Genomic DNA, 26,906 nt, shown 5'->3' on the forward strand with positions numbered 1-26,906 from the left:
CGGCGCGGCCTGCCACAACACCACCGCCCCCCTCAGGCTGGGCTTCGCGGCCGTCCAAAGATCAGCACCGCAGCAGCGACAACAGCCACAGCCGACGCACAGCGGATCACGGTCTGAAAATCATAGGCCTGCGCAATCAGCCCCACCGCCGGGCCCGCCATCACCCCGCTCACCATCAGTGTATTCCAGTAGATCGCCGTCGCGCGGGCGGGTGTGTCAGGCGCAAAGGATTGCACATAGCTGATGCCAAGGCTGGCATAGAACCCGTAATACAGCCCCTCCAGCGCCGCCCCCGCCAGCATCTGCGGAAAGCTCTGCACCGCCGCCAGCAGCTGGATCGTCACAACCGCCAGCCCGGTGACCACCAGCAGCGCCCGCCACATGCCGATGCGCGCAATCACCCAAGGGGTGGCAAAGATCGCAATCACCTCGACAAAGGTCTTGATGCTAAAGGCAAACCCCGGCGCATAGCCGGGCAGCCCCACCTCTTCGACGTAAAAGATCGGCAAGGCGGAAAACGTCAGCGAATGCGCGCTCGACAGGCAGAACACAAACCCGGCCGCCAGCCACAAACCCTGCGGCGCCACTGCGGTCTGGCCGGCGCTGTCCTTCGCGGGCGCACGGCCCGGCATCGCGGTGATGTCACGGGGCAGCGTAAACCACCACAAAGAGATCCAGACCATCGACACCGCAACAGCCATCACAAACACCGCCCGAAGACCAATCCCATCCGCAATCAGAAACGTGACAGCCGGGCCGATCATCCAGGCCGTTGAAGTCGTGGCCCGCATATGCGCATTGAACCGCACCCGCTCCACCTTGTGACGCTCGGCCAGACTGCCGCCCAGGCTGAACATGGTCGACACCGCGCTGGAACTGATCCCGAACCCTATAACACCCGCCGTCAGCACCACCCAGAGCGCGGGCAGCAGCGCCAGCGCTCCGGCCGCAAACACAAACCCCGCCGCTGCCAGTCCAACCAACGGAAACACCCGCGCGCCGGCATCGATGCGGCGGGCAAACTGCCGGTTGGCCACCAGGGTCAGGCTGATCGCCATCCCGGCATAAACACTGATGATCCAGGGCTCATAACCCAGCCCCCTGACCAGGAAATAGCTCATGAAGGGCACAATCATGGCGGTGCAGATCGTGCCGCAGAACAACAGCAGCAGAAACAGCAGGCGCGCCGTCACCGCACCCACAGGTGCCGCGGAGGATGGGGAAATGGCCATGATCAAGTCAACTCAACTGCAAATGCCTCACCATTGCCGGAGCGCCCCCGCTGCGCAAGCCCAGCGTCCAGACTGGCTGCCCCGCCGCCCCGTCATCTTTCCAGAAATACTCCGGGGGATGGGACCTGCGCCGCAGGCGTGGGTCACAAAAAAGGGGGCAGCGCCCCCTTTCCTTTGCCACCATCTGACGGCCGCGCGCTATTCTTCTGCGATGGCTTCGAGCGGCAGCAGGGTGGTGGATTTGATCTCCTCCATCGACAGCAGGGCCGTGACATTATGCACCCGCACCTCGGAAATCAGCGCCTGATAGAAGTTGTCATAGGCACGGGCGTTCTTCACCCGCACCTTCAGGATATAGTCGATATCCCCCGCCAGCCGGTGCGCCTCCTGCACCTCCGGGCGATCCTGCAACGCCTTCAGGAACTTCGCCTGCCACTCCGCCTCATGGGCCGAGGTGCGGATCAGCACAAAGAAACAGGCCTCAAACCCCAGCGCCTCGGCATCCAGCACCATGGTCTGCCGCCCGATGACGCCCGCTTCGCGCAGCTTGCGAATGCGATTCCACACCGGGGTCTTGGAACTGCCCACACGGCGGGCGATTTCATCCAGCGACTGGCCCGCATCGCGTTGCAGCTCCGCCAGAATTTTCCGGTCCGTGCCGTCGATCCGCACTGTCATTCCTGTTTTCTCCTTGTTTGGGGATCAACCCGCCTGCATCTGCCGCCAGCTGGAACAATCTTCCTTATTTGCCGCGCCATATAGCGGATAAGGGGGAATATTTCCTATATTCAGGGGTAAGTCAAACAAACCAGACGAGGCCCCAGATGACCGGTCCAGACACCAGAACGCCCCCTGCGCCGCTGCCGAAGCCCGCGCAGGCCTGTGGCTCCGTCGCCGCGACGTCGCTGGTGGCTGGCGAGGTCGCCTTTGCCGGCTCCGGCCCCGGCGATCCTGACCTCCTGACGCTGAAGGTGGCGCGCGCGCTGTTGCAGGCGGATGTGATCCTCTTTGACCGTCTGGTCAGCGCCGAGATCATGGCCCTTGCAGGTCCGCAGGCCCAGCTGGAAGACGTCGGCAAGGAAGGATTCGGCCCGCAGGTAAGCCAGGAGGAGATCTGCGCCCGCATGGTGGCCCATGCCCGCGCGGGCAAGAAGGTGCTGCGCCTGAAATCCGGCGATCCCACCGTCTATGGTCGTCTCGATGAAGAACTCACCGCCTGCGAGGCGGCCGGTGTCGCCTATCAGATCCTGCCGGGTATTACCGCCGCCTCCGCGGCCGTGGCCTCCATCGGCCAGAGCCTGACGCAGCGCGGGCGCAATGCCTCGGTGCGGTTTCTGACCGGCCACGACATGAAGGGCTTTGCCGATCACGACTGGGCCGCTCTCGCCCGTCCGGGTGAGGTTGCCGCCATCTACATGGGCAAGAAATCCGCGCGTTTCGTGCAGGGCCGCCTGATCATGCACGGTGCCGACCGCGCCACGCCGATGACCATTGTCGAAAATGCCTCGCGCGCCAATCAGCGGGTGATCGAAACCACGCTGGACCGCCTGCCCACCGATCTTGCCGCCGCCGAACTGACCGGCCCGGCGCTGACATTCCTCGGCCTTGCCCCGCGCGCCAGCGCCCAGGCCCTGACAGATTTGAAAATGGAGCTTGCCTGATGCCCCGCCCCTTTACCCCGAAAATCATCACCGCCAACGATCTGCTTGAGGGCGACGTGATCTATTTCACCGACACCAACGGCTGGAGCCGCGAGCTGAAAGAGGCCGAGCTGATCGAAGATGAGGCCGAAGCCCAGCTGCGCCTGCTCGAAGCGGAGAAAGACGCGCAGCATGTGGTGGGCATCTACCTGACCGATGCAAAAGCGGGGGCTGACGGCCCCGAACCCACCCATTTCCGTGAAGATTTCCGCCGCACCGGCCCATCCAACTATCGCCACGGCAAGCAGGAGGCCGCAGCAAATGTATAAGTACAACGATTTCGACACCGCGTTCCTCGCCGAACGCAACGCCCAGTTCCGCGCCCAGGTGGAGCGCCGCATTGACGGCTCTCTCACCGAGGATGAGTTCAAGCCGCTGCGCCTGATGAATGGTCTCTATCTGCAATTGCACGCCTATATGCTGCGGGTGGCGATCCCCTATGGTACGCTGAACTCTGACCAGATGCGCACCCTCGCGCTGCTGGCGGAGAAGTGGGACAAGGGCTATGGCCATTTCACCACCCGTCAGAACATCCAGTACAACTGGCCTAAGCTGCGCGATGTGCCCGATATGCTGGACGCGCTGGCCGAGGTTGGCCTGCACGCGATCCAGACCTCCGGCAATACCATCCGCAATGTGACCTCGGATCATTTCGCCGCCGCCGCCAAGGATGAGCTGACCGACCCCCGCCCCTATGCCGAGCTGATCCGCCAGTGGTCCACCGATCACCCGGAATTCCAGTTCCTGGGCCGCAAGTTCAAGATCGCCATCACCGGCAGCTCCAACGACCGCGCCGTGACCCGCGCGCATGACATCGGTCTGCGCATGGTCGAACGCGACGGCGTTGCCGGGTTTGAGGTGATCGTGGGCGGCGGCCTTGGCCGTACGCCGCTGATTGGCAAGGTGATCCGCGATTACCTGCCGCAGGCCGATCTGCTGCCCTATCTGGAATCCGTGCTGGCGGTCTACAACCTGCTGGGTCGGCGCGACAACAAATACAAGGCCCGCATCAAGATCACCGTACTGGAAAACGGCATCGACACCATCCGCGAGATGGTGGAGGAGCGGTTTGAAGAGCGTCGCAAGACCTTTGACGGCACCGATCAAGTGCTGCTGGAGGAGATCAAGGCCCATTTCACCCCGCCCAAACTGCGCGGCGGCAATCTGGAGACCTATCTGGCCGCCTATGATGCCGATCCGGTGTTCCGCTCCTGGGCGGATACCAATCTGGCCGATCACCGCGATGACAACCACGCCATCGTCACCATCTCGATCAAGGCGCATGGCCAGACCCCCGGCGACGCCACCGCCGCGCAGATGCGGGCAATGGCCGATCTGGCAGAGCGGTTCGGCTATAACGAGCTGCGCATCAGCCATGAGCAGAACGTGATCCTGCCGCATGTGCATAAATCGGACCTGCCGGCCCTGCACGCCGCGCTGAAGGACCACGGGCTGGCCACCGCCAATGTCGGGCTGATCTCCGATATCATCGCCTGCCCCGGCATGGATTACTGCGCGCTGGCCACTGCCCGGTCGATCCCGGTGGCGCAGGAAATTGCCACCCGGTTTGAAGAGCTGAAGCTGGAACATGAGGTGGGTCATCTCCAGATCAAGATTTCGGGCTGCATCAACGCCTGTGGTCACCACCATGTCGGCCACATCGGCATTCTAGGCCTCGACCGCGCCGGGGTGGAAAACTACCAGATCACCCTTGGTGGCGACGCGACAGAAACCGCCGCCATCGGCACCCGCACCGGACCCGGTTTTGCCTATGATGAAATCGTGCCTGCGGTGGAACGGCTGATCACCGCCTATCTCTCTCTGCGCGACAGCGCCGAGGAAACCTTCCTCCAGACCTATCGTCGCGTCGGCATGGATCCGTTCAAGGCCGCGCTTTACCCCGAGGCCCAGAAAAAGGTTGCTTAGCACCATGGTCAATGCAGCGGCACTACCGACTGACACACACCAAGGCCCCAGCAGTGCGCATCAACTGGCACTGGCAACAAAGGTGGATGCGCTCAATGCGCGCTTTCGCCACCATTCTGCCACCGCGGTGATGGAAGGCGCGCTGAAGGATGCGGGCCATATCGCGCTGGTGTCCAGCTTTGGCGCGGAATCGGTCGTGCTGCTGCATATGGCGGCGGTGATCGACCCGATGACGCCGGTGGTCTTTGTCGATACCGAATTGTTGTTCACCGAAACGCTGGTCTACCAGCAGGAGGTGAGCGAGCGGCTGGGCCTGCGCAATGTGCAGGTGATCCGCGCCGCTGATATCGCCGAAAAAGACCCCTATGGCGCGCTGCGGTTCTCGGATACCGACGCCTGCTGCGCCCTGCGCAAGACGGCACCGCTGCAAAAGGCGCTGGCGGGGTTTGACGGCTGGATCACCGGGCGCAAGCGGTTCCAGGCAGGCACCCGTGCGGCGCTGGAGTTCTTCGAGGTGGAAGAGGCCGCCACCGGCCCCACCGGTCGGCTGAAGATCAACCCCCTCGCCCATTGGGCGCCGCAGGATGTGCGCGCCTATATGGATGAAAACAGATTGCCCCGTCACCCGCTGGTGGCCAAGGGCTACCCCTCAATCGGCTGCGCCCCCTGCACCTCGCCCGTCAAGGAAGGCGAAGATCCGCGGGCCGGGCGCTGGCGCAACCAAGACAAGGAAGAATGCGGCATCCACGTGGTGGATGGCAAATTCATTCGCACAGGAGCCTGATAGATGAGCGTGATTGTGACCGATACGGGCTTTGGCCCCGACAGCTGGACAGTGGGCTTTGACAGCGACACCGCCATTGAGATGCAGCCTGATGCCGACCCTTCGGCGCTGTCCAACCAGCTGCCGGGGCTGGAGATGATCCGTATTCATTTCCCCAGCTTTGCCGATGGCCGGGGCTTTACCCTCGCCCGGCGCCTGCGGCTGGCAGGCTACACCGGCCGTCTGCGCGCCTTTGGCCATGTGCTGGCCGATCAATATGCGATGGCGCGGCGCTCCGGGTTTGACGAGGTGGAGATCAGCGACGATCTGGCCACCCGCCAGCCCGAGGACCAGTGGCTCGACCGTGCCAAGTGGCAGGCGCATGACTATCAGGCCCGCCTGCGCGGCACCGCCGCGCGCTAAGCCAGCCCCCTTCCGCTTCATGGGACGACCCGCTGTCGGCCCGGCTCCCTTGCGCCCTGCGCGGAGCCGGTTTCGCAAAACAGGGGGTTTTCCTGACCTGTATCAAAGACTAATCAGAGGTGCCGGCTACTCCTCCGGCAGAGCAACCGATGAACGAGATGACCCCCGTGACTGAAGCTGTGACCGACATTGCCAACGATCCGAAACCGGCCAAAGCCGTACCGGCCCTGCCCGACGCCCAGACCGTGACCGAGGTCAAGCACTGGACGGATCGACTGTTTTCCTTCCGGGTGACCCGGCCTGCCTCCCTGCGGTTCCGCTCGGGCGAGTTTGTGATGATCGGTCTGATGAACGATCCCGACCCCAAGACCGGTAAGGTCAAACCGCTGCTGCGCGCCTATTCCATCGCCTCGCCCAGCTGGGACGAGGAAATGGAATTCTACTCGATCAAGGTGCAGGACGGCCCGCTGACCTCGCGTTTGCAGCACATCAAGGTGGGCGATGAGATTATCCTGCGCCCCAAACCCGTCGGCACGCTGGTGCATGACGCGCTGGTCCCCGGCAAACGCATCTGGTTCTTTGCCACCGGCACCGGTTTTGCGCCCTTTGCCAGCCTGCTGCGCGAACCGGAAACCTATGAGAAATTTGATGAGGTGATCATCACCCACACCTGCCGCGAAGTCGGGGAGCTGACCTATGGCGCCGAGCTGATCGAAAGCCTGAAGACCGATGAGCTGCTCAATGAGGTGATTGGCGAAGGCTTCTGGAAGAAGATCAAATACTACCCGACCACCACCCGCGAGGAGAGCCCCAAGATGGGCCGGATCACCGATCTGATGCGCTCGGGCGAGGCCTTTGCCGATCTTGGCGTGCCGCCGCTGAACCCCGAAAGCGACCGCGCGATGATCTGTGGCAACCTGGCGTTCAACCTCGAACTGAAGGACCTGTTTGAAAACACCTATGGTCTGGAAGAAGGTGCCAATTCCAAGCCTGCGCATTTCGTGGTGGAAAAAGCCTTCCTCGACTGATCCGCAGCGACGGCACTGATGTAAAAAGGCCCCCGCCAGAGTTTGGCGGGGGCCTTTCTCGTCTGGCACATCTGCCCGCGTTACTGCGGCAGCGCGTCCTTGATGCGTTTCAGCGTCGCTTCCAGCAGGGCCGGATTGTCACGCGCCTGACCCAGGGTGGTGACCAGCAGCGCCTTCTGTGTCGCCTCCATCGAGGAGTCCTCGATCATCGCGATCACCTTGTCATAGTCAAAGCCCGCAGGCGTCAGCAGCGCGTCTCTGGCGGCTTCGCCGTTCTCTTCAGCCGCAGCCGTGGCATCGGAGGCGGCGTCCGCCACGCTGTCGCCTGCCGCCTCGGCGGATTCTGCGGCATCATTGGCAACATCCTCTGCCGCCTGGCCTGCCGCAGCTGCCGTATCGGCAACTGCATCACCTGCCGCCGCTGCCTCGTCACCCGCCGCATCCACAGCAGCCGCAGTGCTGTCCTGCAACTGATTGGCAGTGTCGGTGACACCTTCGGCAATCTCGTTCACGGTTTCCTCGGTCGCCTCGGCAACCGCTGCGGCCGCATCGCTCACGGCCTTTGCCGCCGCATCGACGGAGCTGTCGACAGCGCCTTCGACCTCTTCGGCGGCGGTGGCCACATCATTCTCGATTTCGGCAGCGACCTCTGCGGCAGTCTCACCGGCAGGTTCTGCCTCCGGTGTCACCACAACGGTTTCAGTCGCAGGCGCGCCGGTTTCGGGATCGGTCCCCATGGAGGAGACGTAGAAATATCCGCCCAATGCGACGGCTCCCACACCCAGGCCAATGACGATCGGTTTCATGATGGATCTCCTTATCTCTCCATATGCCCCGCAGCATGGCAAGGCTTATGGCTTAGCACTTGGGGCTAGGCGCCTGAAACTACAAGGGGAATAAATGGCAGGCGCCGCCATCGGCCAAACACCGCCAGTCTGGCCCATCCTCGCCTGCCGACATCAGCGCAAGGCAGAATTAACCCTTTGATGACGCTGTTCTGTGCAAACAAACCTTGAAAACAGCGGTATGCGCAGTCATACCCGCAATTGACTTGAATCGCAGGCCCGGGACCGTTACTTTCCGGGCACTTTTCCGAAGTGACAGAAGGATAGACGTCATAGCCCGCAGACCCCATAATGCGCCGCCGCAACGCGACACCGGCCCGCGCATCAACGAAAAAATCCGTGCTCCTGAGATTCGCCTGATCGGCGCTGAGGGGGAAAACGTTGGCGTGGTCCACCCCGCCAAGGCGATGCAGATGGCAGAAGAGGCCGGTCTCGATCTGGTCGAGATTTCGCCCAATGCCACCCCGCCCGTGTGCAAGATCATGGATTACGGCAAGTTCAAATATGAACAGCAGAAGCGGGAAAGCGAAGCACGCAAGAAGCAGAAGATCATCGAAGTCAAAGAGGTGAAGTTCCGTCCCAATACGGACACCCACGACTACGAAGTGAAGATGCGCAACGTGTACAAGTTCCTGGAAAACGGCGACAAGGTAAAGATCACCCTGCGCTTCCGTGGCCGCGAGATGGCCCACCAGAACCTGGGCCGCGACCTGCTGCTGCGTGTTGCAGAAGACATCAAGGAACTGGGCAAGGTCGAAAACATGCCCAAGATGGAAGGCCGTCAGATGATCATGATGATCGGCCCCCTGCCGCAGAAATAACCGCGATCACACGCGCGACCGTTCGAACCCCGCCCCAATCGGAGCGGGGTTTTTTCGTCGTCGCGGCAATGGCTTGCACCATTGGCGCCGATGATATTTTTTCGCGCCACACGGCTTAGATGTATTTTATGGTCACGTTTTATTTACGCCCGCAGCTTACCTGATAGAGGACGTTCGGTCGCCGCCGACAATAAAATCACCGCCAAATATGGAGCCTCCCTTGAAGCCTCTCAGCGACGTCCAAAACAGTGCCTTCATGGCCATCGCGCCCTGCCGCGCCGCCTCTCTCGCGCTGGTGGTGCTGGCCAATGAAGACACCCAGCACGCGCCCGACACGATGAAAGACCTGCTGGACCAGTCGGTGAGCCGGATCAGAGCCGCCTATCAGATGCTGACCCAGGGCCTGGACAAGCTGCTGGCCGAAAGCGAATACGAACTGCCCGAGGATCTCTGCCTGCAACGGAAGAAATCCATCGACGCGCTGACCCCTTTTGCCGAGGTGCTGAACACGAAATCGGATGCCGAGGTGCTGAAGCGGGTGCGCGACATGCCCTCCCTCACGGCGCAGGCGCTGTACAAGGTCGAACCGGAGGTCTCCGCCTTTCTGATCGACATGACCAAAGACATGTTCGACGCGCAGAAAGCCCGCGACAGCGCCCGGGATGACGGGATGCGCGAAGCCATCGAAAACGCCGAAACCGTCGGCCGTCATATTCAGCTGATTGCCTTCAACGCCTCGATCGAGGCCGCACGCATCGGCGATCAGGGCAAGGGCTTTGCCGTCATCGCCTCGGAAATCCGCAACCTCTCCGGGCGCACCCAGACGCTGCTCGACACGATGTCCGGCTACCTGCGCGCCTGATAATCATCGCCGCCGGCAGTCAATACCGGCCCAGATAGCAACCAGATAGCAAACGGCCCCGGCAGATCGCCGGGGCCGTCTTGCCGTTTCGCGCTGATGGTTCAGGCCGCAGCCGCCACCGCCCGTTTGGTGATCACGCCGACCAGATGCGCGCGATAGGCCTTGCTCCCGTGCAGATCGCCGATCATGCCCTCTGCATCCACGCTCAGCCCCTCTATCGCAGCGGGCGCGAAATTCGCCGACAGCGCCGCCTCAGCCGCGCTCCAGCGGAACACGCCCTCCTCCGAGGCGCCGGTGACCGCCACCCGCACACCGTCAGAAAACCGCGCCACAAACACCCCCACAAGGGCAAAGCGCGAGGCAGGCTGGACGAATTTCTCGTAATGCGCGGCCTGCGGCACCGGCATGCGGATATTGGTGATGATCTCACCTTCCTCCAGCGCGGTGGTGAACAGCCCCTGAAAATAATCATCCGCCGCAATCTCGCGGGTGTTGGTCACGATCGTGGCCCCACTGGCCAGCGCCGCCGCCGGATAACAGGCGGACGGGTCGTTATTGGCCAGCGAGCCACCGATGGTGCCACGGTTGCGCACCGCCGGATCGCCGATATGGCCCGCAAGCGCCGACAGCGCCGGATAGCTCTTGGCGGTTGCCGCCTCGACCTCGGCATGGGTGGTGGCGCCGCCGATGGCGATGGCATCGCCATCCGGGCAGACACCGCGCATCTCGGCAATCCCGCTCAGGCTCACCAATGTGCTGGGCATCGCCAGCCGCTGCTTCAGCGTCGGAATCAGCGTCTGCCCACCGCCCAGAGCCTGGGCATCCTCCGCACCCAGCGCCTTGACCGCATCCGCAATGGTTGCGGGTTTCTCGAATTCAAATTCATACATCTTCGCTTCCTTCCCAAAGAGCGCATGAGGCCCTTCTTCTGGCTAGAAATATCCCGGGGGTATGGGGGCAGCGCCCCCATGAGCCCTTAGCCGTTCATCGCCGCCCAGACCCGTGCAGGGCTCAGGGGCATGTCGATATGGGTGACATCCTTGCCTGCGGATTGCAGCGCGTCCACCACCGCATTGACCACCGAGGGCGGGGTGCCGATGGCGCCGGCCTCGCCGCAGCCCTTCACACCCAACGGATTGTGGGTACAGGGCGTCTGACAGGAATGATCGACCTTGTAGAACGGCAGATCATCGGCCCGTGGCATGGCGTAATCCATGAAGGAGGCGGACAGCAGCTGCCCGTCGTCATCATAGACACAGGCCTCCAGCAGCGCCTGACCGATGCCCTGACCAATGCCGCCATGGACCTGACCATCGACGATCATCGGATTGACGATATTGCCAAAGTCATCCGCCGCGGCAAAGCTTTCGATGGTGACCTTGCCGGTGTCGGGATCGACCTCCACCTCGCAGGCATAGGCGCCCGAGGGATAGGTGAAATTCGCCGGATCATAGAACGCGGTTTCCTCCAGCCCAGGCTCGATATCCTCCAGCGGGTAGTTATGCGGCACATAGGCCGCAAGGGTCACATCGCCCCAGGCCAGCGACTTATCGGTGCCTGCGACGGTGAACTGGCCGTCCTTCAGTTCGATATCCGCGTCCGAGGCCTCAAGGATATGGGCGGCGATCTTCTTCGCCTTGGCGATGATCTTCTCGGTGGCACGGACCATCGCAGATCCCCCCACCGCCAGCGAACGCGAGCCATAGGTGCCCATGCCCATCGGTGCCTTGTCGGTATCGCCATGTTCGATTTCGACCATATCCTCGGGGATGCCGATCATCTCGGCGATCACCTGGGGGAAAGACGTCTCATGCCCCTGCCCGTGGCTGTGGCTACCGGTCATGACAACAATGCCGCCGGTGGCATTGACCCGCACGGTCGCGCTCTCATAGAGGCCTGCACGGGCGCCAAGCTGCCCGACAAGGTTCGAGGGCGCGATGCCGCAGGCCTCGATATAGCAGTTCACCCCAAGGCCCCGCAGCTTGCCCTTGGCCTCGCTGGCGGCACGGCGCGCGGCAAAGCCGCTGAGATCGGCGATCTCTTCCAGCTTGTCCATCGTGGCGTGGTAATCGCCGGTGTCATATTCCACCGCAACCGGTGTGGCATAGGGGAATTCGGTGATGAAGTTCTGGCGGCGCAGCGCGATCGGATCAACCCCCAGCTCACGCGCCGCCTTATCAATGACGCGCTCCAGCTGATAGGTCGCCTCTGGCCGACCCGCCCCGCGATAGGCGTCAACGGCAACGGTATTGGTGAACACCGCCTTCACATTCACATAGATCAGCGGCGTCTTATAATTGCCCGCCATCAGCGTGCCATGCAGCCAGGTCGGGACCGAGGGGGCAAAGGTCGACAGATACGCGCCCATATTGGCGTAGGTCTCGGTGCGCAGCGCGGTGAAATTGTTGTCCGCGTCCAGCGCCAGTTCGATCTTGGTCACGTGATCGCGGCCATGGGCGTCGGACATAAACGCCTCGGACCGGGACGAGGTCCATTTCACCGCCCGGTTCAGAGCCTTGGCAGCAAAGGTGCAGAAGGCCTCTTCCGCGTAGTGGAAGATCTTGGAACCAAAACCCCCGCCCACATCCGGGGCGACCACGCGCAGCTTATGCTCGGGGATGCCCAGCACAAAAGCGCCCATCAGGAGACGGATCACATGCGGGTTCTGCGAGGTGGTATAAAGCGTGCTGTCGCCGGTGGCGCGGTTGAAATCCCCGACCGCCACGCGTGGCTCCATCGGGTTCGCGACCAGACGGTTGTTGACCAGCTCCAGCGTGGTGACATGGGCGGCGTCCTTGATCGCCTGATCCACCGCCTCGCGGTTATCCTCGACAAATCCCCAGTCATAACAGAGGTTTGAGGTCAAATCATCATGCACCTTCGTGGCGCCATCCTTGACCGCTTCTTTCATGTTGATGACGGCGGGCAGCTCTTCGATGTCGACCACAATCGCCTCGGCGGCATCACGCGCCTGTTCCGGGGTCTCGGCCACAACGGCGGCGATGGGATCGCCGACATGGCGCACCTTGCCCTGGGCCAGCACCGGATGGGCCGGTTCCTGCATCACCTCGCCAAAGCGGTCGGTCACCTGCCAGCCGCAGGGCAGCCCGCCGACACCTTCGAAGTCCGCGCCGGTGAAGATGCGCACAACGCCGGGCATGGCGGCTGCATCGGCGGTGTCGACCGAGGTCAGCCGACCATGGGCCACATCCGAGCGCAGGAAATGCACATAGGCCTGGCCGTTGAGATTAATGTCGTCCGTGTAATTGCCGGTTCCGGTCAGGAACCTGATGTCTTCGCGCCGTTTCGGGCTGGCGCCGATGCCGCTATCCTTTGGCATTGTCCAAATTTCCTCCCTGGACGGTCTGCGCAGAGGCAGACCTCTTGGTCATGCTGTGGTTCAGTCGTGGGTCCTTTTGCAGCTGCGGCGGGCGTTATTCGGCCGCCAGCGCAGAGATATCCTGACCCGAGGCCGCCATGATCGCCTTCACGATATTGTGGTAGCCGGTGCAGCGGCACAGGTTGCCCTCAAGGTAGTCGCGGATTTCCTGTTCGCTGGGTTTTGGATTGTCCTTCAACAGCGCGGCTGCGGACATCACCATGCCCGGCGTGCAGAAGCCGCATTGCAGCCCGTGGTGGTCCTGAAACGCCTGTTGAATGACGTTGAGCGTGCCATCAGGGGCAGCCTGCCCTTCGATGGTGGCGACATCTGCGCCCTCGGCTTCGGCCGCCAGCATGGTGCAGGATTTCACCGCTTTGCCATCCACATGCACGACACAGGCGCCGCATTGGCTGGTGTCGCAGCCGACATGGGTGCCGGTCAGCCCCAGATCTTCTCGCAGGAAACTGGACAGCAGCGTGCGCCCTTCGACCTCTCCGCTGGCAGTCCGACCGTTTACGGTCATTGTGACTTTCACCATCAACTCCTCCCTTGGCTCGTAAAAACTCGCTGGCCGAAGTTAAGCACGGGGAGCTTGCCGGCGCGAAGCCCTAATCGCATCGCCACGACTAAAGTCGCAGGTGCAGCCGCAGGTCGGGGTCAGAGATCGCTGCGCCTTGGGCGGGGACGTGTGGGGATTTCCTTCAAGAGGCCGCCGACGCCCATGGCGGCGATATCGGCGCTGCTGACCTCGATGCCGCAGACCAGCCGTTCCAGCACCCAATCCGCCCCATTGAGCGCAGGCGAGCGCGCACAGCCCGGCAGGCCCAGCACCGGCCGACCGGACAGCTGGCCGAGAAACAGCAGGTTGCCGGGATCCACCGGCATTCCAAAGCGCAGAACCTCTCCGCCCGCCCGGCGCAGCGCCGCGGGCGCCACATCCAGGGGATCCGAGGTGGCCGAGGCGGTGAGGATCAGGATCAGATCGCTGTCATCGCCAAGGCTCGCAAGCGCGGCGGCCAGCTCCGCCTCGCGGTGCGGCACCACCTGCCGGGGCGCCATCGCCATGTCGAACCGGTCGAGCCGTCCGATCATCGCGGCGCGCCCCTTGTCCGGGGGCGTCTGCGCGCTGGTGCGCGTCTCGATCAGGGTGGCGCGGCGCAGCTGTGGCGGGATCAGGCGGATCGCCCCGGCCACATCGCGGGTGGCGGCCGTCAGCGCCTCATCCGGCACGGCGTAGGAGATGATCTTGGCGGTGGCGACCATGCCGCCGGGATCGGCGCGGTGGAAATCGGGCACCGTGGCCAGCGTGATCATCGGATCGACCGCATTCAGCGCGTTGATCCGTTCGGCATCGACCCGGATCAGACCGGGGCCAAGCGCATGAAGGTTGACCCGCCCTGCCCCGGCACCGGAGATGCGCAGCCCCAATGCGGCAGGATCCGGCAACAGCGCCTCGGCCAGCCGCTCTGCGGCGCGGTCTTCGTGGATATCCCCCGGTTCCAGCTGCGCCACGGTCAGCGCGCGGTGGCCGGCGGCGGCAAGGTCAGCCAGATCCTGCGCTGCCAGTCTGGTGCCCTTGGCAATGCGGTGCTCCGCCCCCTGCAGCGAATGGGCCAGATAGCATCCCGACGCCTCATTGAGGGGCACCTCGCCAAAGATCATGGGCACCGCCCCCGCAGAACCGCCGTCATCTCGGCGATGATCGACACGGCGATTTCCGCCGGGCCTGCGGCACCGATATCAAGCCCGATGGGACCGTGGATACGGGCGAGCGTCGCCTCGTCAAAACCAGCCTCCTGCATCCGTGCAATCCGTTTGGCATGGGTGCGCGTCGAGCCGAGCGCGCCGATGTAGAAACAGTCGGAGCGCAGGGCGGCCTCCAGCGCGGGATCGTCAATTTTCGGATCATGAGTAAGCAGCACCACCGCGCTGCGCCCATCCAGACCAAGCTCGGCGATCGCCTCGTCGGGCCAGTCCTCGATCAGCCGTTCATTGGGGAACCGGGCCGCCGAGGCAAAGGCCGCGCGCGGGTCGAGGATGACCGGATCGTAGCCGGCAATCCGCGCCATCGGCACCAGCGCCTGGGTGATATGCACCGCCCCCACCGCGATCAGGCGCAGGGGTGGGTTGTGAACGGCGACAAAGGTCTTGCCGTCCTCTTCGACGCCGGAGCGGTCCATGCGTTTTCGCTCGGCGTGGGCGTCGGTCTCCAGCCGCCCGGCACCGCTGTGGAGATCAACCACATAGGCCAGGGCGCGGCGGGCCGCGCGGGCAGCGACCAGATCGGCCAGCGTTGCCTCTGACAGGGAGCCGCCCACCGGTTCGACCAGAATGCGGATGGTGCCGCCACAGGCCAGCCCGACCGCAAAGGCATCACCGTCGCTGACGCCGAATTCCAGAAGCTGATGCCGCCCCGAGGCGATCGCCTCCTGCGCGGCCAGGATCACCGCGCCTTCGACGCAGCCCCCCGAAACGGACCCTTCGATCCGGCCATCGCTGGCAACCGCCAGCTGCGCGCCGGCGCGGCGCGGCGCGGATCCCCAGGTTTCGACCACCGTCGCCAGCGCCGCCCCGCCGCCGGTTGCCCGGCCCGCGCGATACCACGCCAGGGCGGTTTCGGGGATGGCATCAAAACGCTCGATACTGGACGCGATGCTGGACATGGGCATCTGGAACCTCGGGGTTGCGGCGATTGCCGTATGTGGTCCATGGCAGGTGACATTCCGGCCGCAGACGGGACGCGCCGAGTCTAACGCCGCCGCCCCGCAAGCGGGATCAAAAACACGCGCGCAGCCCTGCGACTTTGGTCGCAGGATCAACACCCGTGCCGCTGTCGGATCTTACTTCAGTTTGGAGAGCTTGTCCTGCAACTCGGCCAGCTGCCGCTTGATATCGTCCAGCCCGTCGCCGTCTTCGCCGCTGTCACTGTCGCCGGATGATTTCGCAGCGCCGGGCCAGTTGCCGGAGAACCCGCCGGTCATCGCCTTCAGAAACGCCTGCTGCTGCGCCTTCATCGCCTCGAACCCCGGCATCTGCGCAATCGGGTTCATGGCGTTCATATTCTCGACCATCTTGCTCTGGTTTTCGCGCAGCATCTCAAAGGAGCTTTGCAGGAACTGCGGCATCACCCCGCCACCGGGCACCATGTAGCTGCGCACCAGATCGTTCAGCACATTGACCGGCAGAATGTTCTCACCCCGGCTTTCGTGTTCGGCGATGATCTGCAGGAGATACTGGCGGGTCAGGTCGTCCCCGGTCTTGAGGTCAACGATCTGCACCTCACGCCCCTCGCGGATGAAACCGGCGATATCCTCCAGCGTGACATAGTCGCTGGTCTCCGTATTGTAGAGCCGTCGGCTGGCATATCGTTTGATCAACAAGGGTTTATCCTGATCCGACATGTCATTTCTCCCCAGACATGATGCATTGCAGCAAAGCCTATGCGAGCGCAGAACAAAAGGGAAGCGTTACGCCGGAACGCGCAACAAATGATCGTCGGATCCAATATCAGCGGGCTGGCCATCGCGGGCGGCCCCAGGCGGTCTGTGGCGCCAATGAAAAAGGGGCAGGTCCGGTGACCTGCCCCCTTCGGTGCAAAGAGATTTCATTGGGAGGAGTGCAAAACCCCTTTGCGGATGCGCTCAGCGCTTACTTTGCTGCGGCTTTTTTCGCAGCGGAGGTCACGTCGTTGGTGGCCTTCTTCACAGCGGCGGACGCTTCTTCGGACATGTCCTTGCCAGCCGACATCAGCAGCTCAACGGTGTCCATCTGAACCTTTTTCGCAACTTCGGCGAAGGCGGCCATGTTCTCGGCGGCCACTTCAGCGGAGGCGGAGGCGAAATCGGTTGCTGCCTTGGCATAGTCAGCAGGCTCGGCCTGTGCCTTGGAGACGTCGCTCAGCTTGGTCAGGGTTTCCTTGGCCCAGCTGTTGGAAATCTCGGCGGATTTCTCGGCAGCCTGCAGGGCAACCTGGGACAGTTTTTCGTTCAGGGCTGCGGTCGATTTGAACGCATCTTCCATCGCGGTTGTGTCAACCGGGAATGCACCCATCATGTCTTTCATCATCGCGGTAAAATCTTGGGTCTTAGCCATTGTACTGGTTCCTCTTGGTTACGCGGCCAGAACGTTCTGCCGCCTTCGCATGACCCCAATATTGTTTCTGCATCGCAGCATTTCAAGGTTTTTCTTGCTGCAATGCAGAATAATTTGCGAATGCCCGGAAAATCAGGGCTTTGCGGACCGCTTTGCCTTTACCCGGACGTAGTCGCCGGGGGCCGGTGTCAGCGGGGGATGCTGCGAATCGCCCGGTTCGCGGGCCTCGACCTGCTTGCCGGAGCGTTTCTTCAGCCAGCTTTCCCAGCGTGGCCACCAGGAGCCTTCGTGAAAGCTCGCCGCCTCTTTCCAGGTCTCGGCGTCACCTTTCATATCGGGATTGGTGTAATGGCCGTATTTGTTGCGGGTCGGCGGGTTGACGATGCCCGCGATATGGCCTGACTGCGCCACAACGAAGCTCTTGGAGCGCGAGCCCATCTGCTGAACACCGCGGTAGCAGTCTTTCCAGCGGGCAATATGGTCGGTCTCGCAGGTGATTGCCATCACCGGCACGGTGACGTCGCGCACATGCAGGGTATGGCCCATCAGCTCGAACCCGTCGCGCACGAACTCATTGCGCTGACACAGGCCACGCAGATATTGCATCGCCATCCGCCCCGGCAGGTTCGCGCCGTCACCATTCCAGTACAGAAGATCAAAGGCCGGCGGCGTCTCCCCCATCATGTAGCTGCGGATCGCAGGCCCGTAGACCAGATCGTTGGAGCGCAGGAAGGAGAAGGTCCGCGCCATGATATACGAGCGCAGCAGGCCGTTGTTGGTGATCTCCTCCTCGATGCCGTCGATGAAATCATTTTGCAGGAAGGGCGTGAACTCCCCCTGATCGGAGAAATCCGTCAGCGCGGTAAAGAAGGTCGCCGATTTGATCGAGGTATCGCCGCGCTGTTTCAGCAACGAGAGCGTCAGGCACAGCGTGGTGCCCGCGATACAGTAGCCAACGGCATTGATCTGTTTCACCTTGCAGATCGATTTGGCGGTTTCGATCGCGGTCAGATAGCCCTTCTCGATATAATCCTCCAGACCGAGGTCCGCCTGATCCTCGCCGGGGTTGACCCAGGACACCACAAACAGCGTATAGCCCTGTTCGGTCACCCATTTGATCAGGCTGTTCTGCGCCTTGAGGTCGAGGATGTAGAATTTGTTGATCCACGGCGGAAACAGCACGATGGGGGTTTCATGCACGGTTTCGGTGGTCGGCCGGTACTGGATCAGCTCCATCATCTCGTTGCGAAATACAACCTCACCGGGTGTGGTGGCAATATTGCGACCGATCTCAAAGGCGGTCTCATCCGCCAGCCGCACCACCAGTTCGCCGTCGTTGGCCTCCAGATCGGCAACCAGATTCTCCAGCCCCTTGATCAGTGACTGACCTTCGGTCTCCACCGCTTTTTCCAGCGCATCGGGGTTGGTTGCCAGAAAATTGGTGGGGGCCATCATCTGCACGATCTGATCGGCGAAATAGCCAAGGCGGCGTTTGTCGACATCTTCCAGATCATCGACCTCGGCGACGGCGTTGCGAATTGCCTCGGCATTGGTGAGATATTGTTTCTTGATGTAGTGAAAATAGGGGTTGGACTGCCACATCGGATTGGCAAAACGGCGGTCATCGGGCGCGCCCTCATCGGCGTCCTCGGGGCTGTCGCCCTCAATGGATTTGGCCAGAAGCGCCTGGGCTTCGGCGAAATTCACCACCGCCTGCCCCCAGTAAGACACCTGTTTTTCCAACAGCTTGGCGGGATTTTTGGCCATTTCGGCCCAATAGGCGGTTGCTGCGCGTGCAAAAAGCTCTTGATTCGGACCGTCCAGAGAAGGGGGGTGAGATTTTTTCTGAGCCAGAACATCCATCAGGCGTTTTGAAAGTTGCTCAACCTGCTCCATATTTTTTTTAATTCGTTCAATATGTTCCGGCGAGACTGCCGGATCCGTACTGTCGCTTGTTGTCATCTTAACAAATCCCCCGTAATCTTTCTGCTATGCAGAATACTGTCCGCCCATCATACGACAAAGCCATGAAACGTCCGATGGGTTGTGACACAACCGCACGTGGATTCAGATCGGATCCAAGCGGCCAACGCAATGGAGATATAACATGCGTTACATGATGTCGTACGATCTGATGGAAACAATGCGTAACACCAATCAGTGGTTGGGGGCCACCGCCCTGTCGATGGCATCGAACCCGGCGCTGGCCGCAATCCCCAATCCTGCCATTGCCTGGATGGCCGCCTGGGGCGAGGTGACGGAGCGCAGTTTTCAGCGCATGGTGACCAAACCGGATTGGGGCATCTATACCCAGACCTGCGCCGATGGCCGCGATCACGTGGTGGAAATCGACACGGTGGTTGAGCGCCCGTTTGGCGATCTGATCCATTTCCGCGTCGCAGGCCGCGCCGAGCAGCCGCGCAAAGTTCTGCTGGTCGCGCCGATGTCGGGCCATTACGCCACCCTGCTGCGCTCCACCGTCAAAAGCCTGATCGAGAATTGCGAAGTCTATGTCACCGACTGGCATAATGCCCGCGATATTCCGGTTTCAGCGGGCAAGTTCGACATTGAGGATTACACGCTATATCTGGTTGATTTCATGCGTGAAATGGGCCCCGATACCCATGTGATCGCGGTCTGCCAGCCGGCCCCGCTGACGCTGGCCGCCACCGCCTATCTGGCAGAGCAGGATCCGGGCGCGCAGCCGTCATCGCTCACCCTGATTGGCGGGCCGGTGGATCCCGATGCAACCCCGACAGATGTGACCGATTTTGGCCGCCGGGTCACCATGGGCCAGCTGGAAGAGACGATGATCCAGCGTGTCGGCTTCAAATACAAGGGCGTCGGCCGCAAGGTCTATCCGGGCCTGTTGCAGCTCAGCTCCTTTATGTCGATGAACGGCGAGCGCCATTCCAAGGCTTTCATGGATCAGATCCAGCGGGTCAGCCGGGGAAAAGCATCGGATCATGATGCCCACAACCGGTTCTATGACGAATATCTTGCCGTGATGGACATGACGGCGGAGTTCTACCTGTCGACGGTGGAGCGGGTGTTCAAGGGCGGCGAGATTGCCGGCAACAACTTTGTTGTCGCCGGTCACAAGGTCGATATGGGCAAGATCTCCGATGTGGCGGTCATGACCGTCGAAGGCGCCAATGATGATATCTCGGCCCCCGGACAATGTATCGCGGCGCTGGATCTCTGCACCGGCCTGCCGGAGGTAAAGAAGGCCAGCCATGTGGAGCCGGGTGCAGGACATTATGGCATCTTTGCCGGCCGCAGCTGGCGCGATAATATCCGCCCGCTGGTGATCGAATTCATGAACGCCAATGCCCGCACGCCGAAGAAAGCCGCAGCAAAACGCACCAGGGCGACCGCCTGACCGGCGAGGCTGAGGCCAGACCAAATAAGACGGGCGCCCAGCCCTGACCAAAGCCCATTTCAGCCCAAGGACCATTTCAGCAATGGCCGTTCCCCTGAGTTTCGCCTGTGACTGCGGCCAGATCCGTGGCGCGCTGTCGCCAGAGGCCCGCAAGGCCGGCACCCGCGTTGTCTGTTTCTGCGCCGATTGCCGCGCCAATGAGCTGTACCACAACCAGCCGGACCCCGCCCCGGGACCGGTTGATCTGTTTCAGGTCAATCCCGATGGGGTGACCTTTCATCAGGGGCAGGATCTGCTGCGGGTGATGCGGCTCAGCCCGAAGGGGCTGCTGCGCTGGTATGCGGGCTGCTGCGGCACCCCGATGGCCAATACGCTGGCCAAACCCACCCTGCCCTTTGCCGGGATGCGGTCGGACCGGTTTGCCGACCCATCCGCGCTTGGCAAGGTGCGCGCCCGCGCCTTTGTTCCGAAGGCAGGCAAACAGCCCCGCACCGAAGGCGCCGCACGGATGGTCATCTCGCTGCTCAGCCGGATGATATCGGCGCGCCTCTCCGGCCGCTGGAAAGAGACGCCATTCTTCGACATCGACAGCGGTGCGCCAATCAGCGAACCGGAGGTGATCAGCAAGGAGGCGCGCGCGGAACTGCTGCGCAGGTAGCGCCGTGCCCTCTTTGCGGCCGACCGGGCCGCGAACCGCATAAGCTTTGCAGGTTAACCGATTGGATCTGATGGCTTTAGTGGGTTGGTGAGTGTCAGGGGCGGCAACGGTTTTGACGGCGATGCCGCCGCAGGTTCCGCCGGTGGCGTCGATATCCGCTGCGGCTGGGTTGTGGCGGCAGCGCTCTGACGGTCTGCGGGCAGATCCGCCGGGCAGCCCAGCTGCCGGTCTTCCTCCGCCAGCCATTCCGCAATCGCTCCGGTCACCTGATCCGGCTGTTCCAGCGTCGGCAGATGTCCGGCCTCCTCCACCACATGAAGCCGCGCATTGGGCATCAGCGCGGCCATGAATTCATGGCGTTTCAGCGGCGTCAGCCGGTCCTGCGACCCACAGAGGATCAGGGAGGGCCCTTTGAAACGACGCAGTGCCGCCTGCTGATCGGTGCGCCGCTGCAACGCCCGCGCCTGCGCCACGAACAGCTCCGGCCCCAGCGCAAGGGCCTGCTCATAGATCGAGTTCAGAATATCCAGCCGCTGCGGCGACGGGGCCAGGCACTCCACCGGCAGACAGCTGCGCAGCACATCCGCCAGACGACCGCTGCGGGCCGCGATGATCAGCGGCTCCCATTCGGCGGCCTGGGCAGGCGTGTCGGGCAAGGGGCTGGTGGAGATCAGGCAGAGTCGGCTGACACGCTGCGGCGCGCGGCGCAGGATTTCCATTGCAACAATGCCGCCCATCGACAGCCCGGCCAATGAAAACCGCGCCGGCAGCCGGGCCAGCAGATGATCGGCGATCAGCTCGATCCGGTCGCCGCCGAGCAGCGGCGCAATCATCGTCGGCACCACCCCGGACAGTGCCCGCAGCTGCGGCAGGAACACCTCGGCATTGCCCATCAGACCGGGCAGCATCACCAGCGGGGCGCCAGCGGCGCGCTCTGCCGGGGCCTGCGAAGGGCGGCTCATGTTCTGCGGTGCGTCGCCTGACCGGTCTGTCACCTGTGCTTATCCCTCGGTTTGGGCGCCATAGCCGTTCCAGCGGAACGCGCCGTCATCTGACAGCGGCGAGAACGGGTTATGCGCGATTTCCCAGATATGGCCGTCCGGGGCGCGGAAATAGCCGATGGTGCCGCCCCAGAACACCTCTCCTGCCGGGCGCAGCACCGTGGCGCCTGCCGCCTCCGCCCGGGCCATCAGCGCAGCGACATCTGCCGCAGTGCGGGTGTTATGGCTCAGCGTCATCGCGCCGGTGCCCAGCTCATCCAGCGGCAGGCCAATATCCTCGGCCAGCGACGCCAGCGGATAAAGCCCCAGCGTCTGCGACATCAGATCAAAGGCAATGACCCCATCGGGGCTGTCTGCGCGCTGCCAGCCAAGCGCCTCATAGAAGGCCGCCGCCCGCTCCATATCCGGCACGCCCAGTGTGATCAGGCTGATACGTTGCTCCATCGGATCCTCTCCTGCCCTTCTCCGGCCTCTGTCCTGCTGCTGTCGGGTTGCCCCCTTTCGGGCCGCCCTGCGCTATGTGGCAGATCATCCCGGACATTCTGCCATAGCCTGCGTCAACTGTCGCGTGGTGGATGCAGGTCAGTACATCAGAACCTGCGCGCCCGCCCCGCCACTCAACCTAACCGATATCTGGCGCGCCAGATAGCCCCAGCACCTCCGCCACGGCGGTTTCGATCAGCGCCAGACAGGCCGGGTCGGAGAACCGATGGTCGGCGTCCTTCACCAGATGCAGGCGCATATCGGCGCAGGTGGCATGATCCAGCAGCCGCAGCGCGGTCTCGGTGCTGACGGCGGTGTCGGCGGTGCCCTGCAGGCAGCGCACCGGCATCGCCAGCACCAGCGGATCGCGCAGCACCAGATGGTTGCGCCCGTCCTCGATCATCCGTTTGGTGATGACATAAGGCTCCATGTAGTCGCTCGGCAGCTCAACCTGCCCGCGCGCCTCCAGCTCCGCCTTCTGGGGATCGGTGAAATTGGCCCAATAGCCATCCTCGGTGAAATCCGGCGCGGCGGCGATGGTGACCAGCCCGGCCACCCGCTCGGGCATCGCCCGCGCCAGGAGCAGCGCCTGCCAGCCCCCCATGGAGGAGCCAACCGGCAGGATCGCCCCTGTGGTCAATGCCTTTACCGCCGCCAGCGTATCCTGATGCCAGTCGCCGATGCAGCCCTCTTCAAAACGGCCGGAGCTTTCACCGTGGCCGGAATAGTCAAACCGCAGAAACCCGAGGCCCCGCGCCCGGGCCCAGGCCTCCAGATGCACCGCCTTGGTGCCCTCCATATCGGATTTCAGCCCCCCCAGAAACACGAGCGTCGGCGCATTCTTGGCCGCGCCGGTGGCCGGGCTCAGGTGATAGGCCAGACGGCGGCCGCTGTCACAGTCCAGAAATTGGGTTGCTGCCATGGTCTCCCCCGCGATGCAGTCCGGTCATTATGCTGATGTCAGATCTGCCACGACAGCCGCGCCGCCGCAATGGCCGGTTTCACCGCAGGAGGCACCGGCGGCAGATGGCGGGCGCCCGGATGCCGCCGCCCCGACCGCCTGATGCCCTTGCAGCCAGCCGCAGCCCTGCCTAGGGTCCGCGCGACATCAGAACCGCCGCAAATCAGGAGCCTCCCTTGACCCGTGCCCTCCGCCTTCTCTGCCTCGGGCTTCTCTGCCTGCTGATCCTGCTCGCCACTCTCTGGGGCGCGCTGGCGCTCTGGTACCGGCTGCCCGTGGACGGCCTCTGGCGTACAGCTGCGGCATCCGGCTTTGCGGGCCTTGGTCTGGCCACGCTCTGGGCGGTGATCCGCGGCCGTGCGATGCGCGGGCTGGCCACCTTCTGCCTGGCGCTGGCCGCGCTGATCTGGTGGTGGGCAAGCCTGACCCCGCCGGCCGAGGCAAACTGGTCCCCCGATGTGGCCCGCCAGGTCACCGGCACCCGCGACGGCGATATCCTGACGCTGACAGATGTGCGCAATTTCGACTGGACCACACCGACCGACTTCACCCCGCGCTGGGAGACCCGCAGCTATGATCTCAGCCAGCTGACCACCGTCGATCTCTTCATGTCCTATTGGGCCGGACCGGAGATGGCCCATATGGTGGTCAGCTTCGGCTTTGCCGATGGCGCCCATATCGCCTGGTCGGTCGAGGTGCGCCGTCAGGTCGGCGGCGGCTTCTCCCCCGTCGCGGATCTGTTCAAGACCAATACGCTGGTGCTGATCGCCGCCGATGAACGCGATGTGGTGGGCACCCGCACCAATGCCCGCGGCGAGGATGTGCAGCTGTTTCGCATCAATACCGACCCCGACACTGCCCGCGCGCTGCTGATGCAATATGTCGAGGCCGCCAACCGGCTGGCCGCACAGCCGCAGTGGTATAATTCGCTCACCTCGAATTGCACCACCGTGGTGATGACGATGATCCGCACCATCCTGCAGGATGTGCCGCTGGACTGGCGGCTGCTGGCCAATGGCTACCTGCCGGAATATGCCCATGAACAGGGCGTTCTGGCCGCAGGCTACAGCACCGAAGACCTGCGCGAACGCGGCAGCATCACCGCCAGGGCGCAGGCCCGGGGCATCACGCAAGACTACTCAGCCCTGATCCGCAAAGGTGTCCCAACCCCCGCCCGCTGATCCAGCCCCCCTGATCCAACCCCCCTGATGCCGCTGCTGCATCTTCTGGCGAAAAATATCCCGGGGAGCGCGAGGGGCTGGCCCCTCGCCTGCTTGACAGCCTCGCATACCCCTGCCAAACGGGCAGAACACCATAACCCGCAACCGGGCGTTCTGTGGGCGCCAAACCGACGAGGAGAGCCGATATGGCCCAAATCTCTCTCACCTTCCCCGATGGCAATGCACGCTCCTATGACGCAGGTATCACCCCTGCCGAGGTGGCCGCTGACATCTCGACCTCGCTGGCCAAAAAGGCCATCTCCGCCACCGTCAACGGGCAGCACTGGGATCTTCAGTGGCCGATCGACGCGGACGCCGCCATTGCCATCCACACCATGAAGGATGAGGTTCAGGCCAATGAGCTGATCCGCCACGATCTGGCGCATGTGATGGCGCGCGCGGTGCAGGACATCTGGCCCGACACCAAGGTCACCATCGGCCCGGTCATTGAAAACGGCTGGTATTACGACTTCGACCGCGCAGAGCCCTTCACCCCGGAAGATCTCGGCGCCATCGAGAAAAAGATGAAAGAGATCATCAACAAACGTGATGAGGTCCGCACCGAGGTCTGGGAGCGCGACCGCGCGATCCAGCATTACACCGACCTGAACGAACCCTATAAGGTCGAGCTGATCGAGAGCATCCCGGGCGATGAGCCGCTGCGCATGTATTGGCATGGCGACTGGCAGGACCTCTGCCGCGGCCCGCACCTGCAGCACACCGGCCAGCTGCCGGGCGATGCCTTCAAACTGATGAGCATCGCAGGCGCCTATTGGCGCGGCGACAGCTCCCGCCAGATGCTACAGCGGATCTACGGCGTTGCCTTCACCGGCAAGGAAAAGCTGAAAGCGCATCTCACCATGCTGGAAGAGGCCGCCAAACGCGACCACCGCAAGCTGGGCCGCGAGATGAACCTGTTCCACATGCAGGAAGAGGCGCCGGGCCAGATCTTCTGGCACCCCAACGGCTGGCGCATCTACACCACCCTTCAGGACTACATGCGCCGCATGCAGGACCGCGACGGCTATGTCGAGGTGAACACCCCGCAGGTGGTGGACCGCAAGCTGTGGGAGGCCTCGGGCCACTGGGACAAATACCAGGAGAACATGTTCATCGTCGAAGTGGACGAGGAACATGCCCGCGAAAAGGCGGTCAACGCACTGAAGCCGATGAACTGCCCCTGCCATGTGCAGGTGTTCAATCAGGGCCTCAAATCCTACCGCGACCTGCCGCTGCGCATGGCTGAGTTCGGCTCCTGTGCGCGCTATGAGCCCTCGGGCGCGCTGCATGGCATCATGCGGGTGCGCGGCTTTACCCAGGATGACGGCCATATCTTCTGCGCCGAGGATCAGATCGAGTCTGAAACCGCAAAATTCATCGCATTCCTGTCCAAGGTCTATGCCGATCTCGGCTTCCATGACTGGACCATCAAGCTCTCGACCCGCCCGGAAAAACGGATCGGCAGCGATGAGAGCTGGGATCTGGTGGAAAAGGCGCTAGGCGATGCCTGCAAGGCGGCGGGCTATGACTACGAGCTGCTGGAGGGCGAAGGTGCCTTTTACGGTCCGAAGCTGGAATTCACCCTCACCGACGCCATCGGGCGGAACTGGCAGTGCGGCACCCTGCAGGTGGATCCCAACCTGCCCGAACGGCTGGATGCGAATTTCATCGGCCAGGACGGCAATAAGCACCGCCCCTTCATGCTGCACCGCGCCACGCTGGGCTCCTTCGAGCGCTTCATCGGTATCCTGATCGAGGAACACGCAGGCAAGCTGCCGTTCTGGCTGGCGCCGCGTCAGGTGGTTGTCGCCTCGATCACCTCCGACGCCGATGACTATGTGAACGAGGTTGTTGAGACCCTGCGCGCCGCCGGTGTGCGCGCGGAGGCCGACATCCGCAACGAGAAGATCAACTACAAGGTTCGCGAGCATTCGGTGGGCAAGGTGCCGGTCATCCTCGCCGTCGGCCACCGCGAGGTCGAAGAGCGCACCGTTTCCGTCCGCCGTCTTGGCGAAAAACAGACCAAGGTCGAAACCCTGGAGGCTGTAACAAAAGCGCTGGCGGTTGAGGCAACTCCGCCGGATCTTCTGTAACATTCCTGCGGTCTTTTGCTGATCTTTGCCTTTT

General features: G+C 62.9%; 26 protein-coding genes. 12 read left to right on the forward strand and 14 right to left on the reverse strand.

What is annotated here, in order from left to right:
• Positions 1-32: 32 nt before the first annotated feature.
• A complete protein-coding gene (locus VWY75_RS11625; RefSeq protein ID WP_416538996.1) occupies positions 33-1,232 on the reverse strand; it encodes an MFS transporter in 1,200 nt (399 codons plus the stop codon).
• Positions 1,233-1,430: 198 nt separating this feature from the next.
• Positions 1,431-1,910, reverse strand: coding sequence for an Lrp/AsnC family transcriptional regulator (locus VWY75_RS11630; RefSeq protein WP_340545961.1), 480 nt, complete (start codon positions 1,908-1,910; stop codon positions 1,431-1,433).
• A gap of 146 nt (positions 1,911-2,056) precedes the next feature.
• Between VWY75_RS11630 and cobA the strand changes: the two genes are divergently transcribed.
• From cobA to VWY75_RS11660, 6 genes are all read left to right on the forward strand, one after another.
• Positions 2,057-2,893 carry a uroporphyrinogen-III C-methyltransferase gene (gene cobA, locus VWY75_RS11635; protein ID WP_340545962.1) on the forward strand — a complete coding sequence of 279 codons (837 nt, stop codon included), beginning with the start codon at positions 2,057-2,059 and terminating at the stop codon, positions 2,891-2,893.
• Complete coding sequence (locus tag VWY75_RS11640; RefSeq protein WP_260081637.1) at positions 2,893-3,201, forward strand: DUF2849 domain-containing protein; 309 nt, start codon at positions 2,893-2,895, stop codon at positions 3,199-3,201. The genes cobA and VWY75_RS11640 overlap by 1 nt, the downstream gene beginning before the upstream one ends.
• Positions 3,194-4,858, forward strand: coding sequence for a nitrite/sulfite reductase (locus tag VWY75_RS11645; RefSeq protein WP_416535181.1), 1,665 nt, complete (start codon positions 3,194-3,196; stop codon positions 4,856-4,858). Before VWY75_RS11640 ends, VWY75_RS11645 begins: the two co-directional genes overlap by 8 nt.
• 4 nt (positions 4,859-4,862) lie before the next feature.
• The gene (locus tag VWY75_RS11650; RefSeq protein WP_340545964.1) at positions 4,863-5,642 is read left to right on the forward strand and encodes a phosphoadenylyl-sulfate reductase; all 780 of its coding nucleotides are present in this window, start codon (positions 4,863-4,865) and stop codon (positions 5,640-5,642) included.
• 3 nt (positions 5,643-5,645) lie between these two features.
• Positions 5,646-6,044 carry a DUF934 domain-containing protein gene (locus VWY75_RS11655; RefSeq protein WP_416538997.1) on the forward strand — a complete coding sequence of 133 codons (399 nt, stop codon included), beginning with the start codon at positions 5,646-5,648 and terminating at the stop codon, positions 6,042-6,044.
• Positions 6,045-6,193: 149 nt separating this feature from the next.
• A complete protein-coding gene (locus VWY75_RS11660; protein WP_340545966.1) occupies positions 6,194-7,072 on the forward strand; it encodes a ferredoxin--NADP reductase in 879 nt (292 codons plus the stop codon).
• Positions 7,073-7,152: 80 nt separating this feature from the next.
• Here VWY75_RS11660 and VWY75_RS11665 read toward each other — a convergent pair whose 3' ends face one another.
• On the reverse strand, positions 7,153-7,878 hold the full coding sequence (locus tag VWY75_RS11665) for a hypothetical protein (protein ID WP_340545967.1): 726 nt from the start codon (positions 7,876-7,878) through the stop codon (positions 7,153-7,155).
• A gap of 311 nt (positions 7,879-8,189) precedes the next feature.
• Here VWY75_RS11665 and infC point away from each other — a divergent pair, with 311 nt between their 5' ends.
• Positions 8,190-8,738, forward strand: coding sequence for a translation initiation factor IF-3 (gene infC, locus VWY75_RS11670; RefSeq protein WP_374015615.1), 549 nt, complete (start codon positions 8,190-8,192; stop codon positions 8,736-8,738).
• Between the two features lie 220 nt (positions 8,739-8,958).
• Positions 8,959-9,600: a methyl-accepting chemotaxis protein gene (locus VWY75_RS11675; RefSeq protein ID WP_340545969.1), complete on the forward strand. Its 642-nt coding sequence runs from the start codon at positions 8,959-8,961 to the stop codon at positions 9,598-9,600.
• Positions 9,601-9,701: 101 nt separating this feature from the next.
• On the opposite strand, the gene VWY75_RS11680 is transcribed toward VWY75_RS11675, so the two are convergent.
• From VWY75_RS11680 to phaC, 8 genes are all read right to left on the reverse strand, one after another.
• The gene (locus VWY75_RS11680; protein WP_416538998.1) at positions 9,702-10,490 is read right to left on the reverse strand and encodes an FAD binding domain-containing protein; all 789 of its coding nucleotides are present in this window, start codon (positions 10,488-10,490) and stop codon (positions 9,702-9,704) included.
• Between the two features lie 86 nt (positions 10,491-10,576).
• Positions 10,577-12,940, reverse strand: a complete 2,364-nt coding sequence (locus VWY75_RS11685; protein ID WP_340545971.1) for a xanthine dehydrogenase family protein molybdopterin-binding subunit — start codon at positions 12,938-12,940, stop codon at positions 10,577-10,579.
• A 94-nt stretch (positions 12,941-13,034) separates the two neighbouring features.
• A complete protein-coding gene (locus tag VWY75_RS11690; RefSeq protein WP_260102333.1) occupies positions 13,035-13,520 on the reverse strand; it encodes a (2Fe-2S)-binding protein in 486 nt (161 codons plus the stop codon).
• Positions 13,521-13,639: 119 nt separating this feature from the next.
• A complete protein-coding gene (locus tag VWY75_RS11695) occupies positions 13,640-14,644 on the reverse strand; it encodes a molybdopterin-binding protein (protein ID WP_416538999.1) in 1,005 nt (334 codons plus the stop codon).
• Positions 14,641-15,645 carry an XdhC family protein gene (locus VWY75_RS11700; RefSeq protein WP_416539000.1) on the reverse strand — a complete coding sequence of 335 codons (1,005 nt, stop codon included), beginning with the start codon at positions 15,643-15,645 and terminating at the stop codon, positions 14,641-14,643. The genes VWY75_RS11695 and VWY75_RS11700 overlap by 4 nt, the downstream gene beginning before the upstream one ends.
• A gap of 177 nt (positions 15,646-15,822) precedes the next feature.
• Entirely contained in the window at positions 15,823-16,383 is a 561-nt protein-coding gene (phaR, locus tag VWY75_RS11705; RefSeq protein ID WP_340545975.1) for a polyhydroxyalkanoate synthesis repressor PhaR, read from the reverse strand.
• Between the two features lie 247 nt (positions 16,384-16,630).
• Positions 16,631-17,074 carry a phasin, PhaP gene (locus VWY75_RS11710; protein WP_340545976.1) on the reverse strand — a complete coding sequence of 148 codons (444 nt, stop codon included), beginning with the start codon at positions 17,072-17,074 and terminating at the stop codon, positions 16,631-16,633.
• A gap of 132 nt (positions 17,075-17,206) precedes the next feature.
• Positions 17,207-19,036 (reverse strand): class I poly(R)-hydroxyalkanoic acid synthase, encoded by a 1,830-nt coding sequence (gene phaC, locus VWY75_RS11715; protein WP_416539001.1) that lies wholly within the window; start codon positions 19,034-19,036, stop codon positions 17,207-17,209.
• A gap of 145 nt (positions 19,037-19,181) precedes the next feature.
• On the opposite strand from phaC, the gene phaZ reads away from it, so the two are divergent.
• Both phaZ and VWY75_RS11725 read left to right on the forward strand, forming a co-directional pair.
• Positions 19,182-20,456, forward strand: a complete 1,275-nt coding sequence (gene phaZ / locus VWY75_RS11720; protein ID WP_416539002.1) for a polyhydroxyalkanoate depolymerase — start codon at positions 19,182-19,184, stop codon at positions 20,454-20,456.
• A gap of 82 nt (positions 20,457-20,538) precedes the next feature.
• Positions 20,539-21,114 (forward strand): DUF6151 family protein, encoded by a 576-nt coding sequence (locus tag VWY75_RS11725; RefSeq protein ID WP_416539003.1) that lies wholly within the window; start codon positions 20,539-20,541, stop codon positions 21,112-21,114.
• 53 nt (positions 21,115-21,167) lie between these two features.
• On the opposite strand, the gene VWY75_RS11730 is transcribed toward VWY75_RS11725, so the two are convergent.
• The 3 genes from VWY75_RS11730 to VWY75_RS11740 form a co-directional block, all read right to left on the reverse strand.
• The gene (locus tag VWY75_RS11730; protein WP_416539171.1) at positions 21,168-22,076 is read right to left on the reverse strand and encodes an alpha/beta fold hydrolase; all 909 of its coding nucleotides are present in this window, start codon (positions 22,074-22,076) and stop codon (positions 21,168-21,170) included.
• A gap of 39 nt (positions 22,077-22,115) precedes the next feature.
• Complete coding sequence (locus VWY75_RS11735; protein WP_340545981.1) at positions 22,116-22,559, reverse strand: VOC family protein; 444 nt, start codon at positions 22,557-22,559, stop codon at positions 22,116-22,118.
• A 178-nt stretch (positions 22,560-22,737) separates the two neighbouring features.
• Entirely contained in the window at positions 22,738-23,520 is a 783-nt protein-coding gene (locus tag VWY75_RS11740; RefSeq protein ID WP_416539004.1) for an alpha/beta hydrolase, read from the reverse strand.
• A gap of 215 nt (positions 23,521-23,735) precedes the next feature.
• On the opposite strand from VWY75_RS11740, the gene VWY75_RS11745 reads away from it, so the two are divergent.
• The gene (locus tag VWY75_RS11745; RefSeq protein WP_416539005.1) at positions 23,736-24,740 is read left to right on the forward strand and encodes a DUF4105 domain-containing protein; all 1,005 of its coding nucleotides are present in this window, start codon (positions 23,736-23,738) and stop codon (positions 24,738-24,740) included.
• A gap of 185 nt (positions 24,741-24,925) precedes the next feature.
• Positions 24,926-26,872, forward strand: coding sequence for a threonine--tRNA ligase (gene thrS / locus VWY75_RS11750; RefSeq protein ID WP_416535193.1), 1,947 nt, complete (start codon positions 24,926-24,928; stop codon positions 26,870-26,872).
• The last annotated feature ends 34 nt before the right edge of the window (positions 26,873-26,906 follow it).

This window comes from Phaeobacter sp. JH20_08 (genome assembly GCF_048056635.1).
GTDB lineage: Bacteria > Pseudomonadota > Alphaproteobacteria > Rhodobacterales > Rhodobacteraceae > Phaeobacter > Phaeobacter bryozoorum.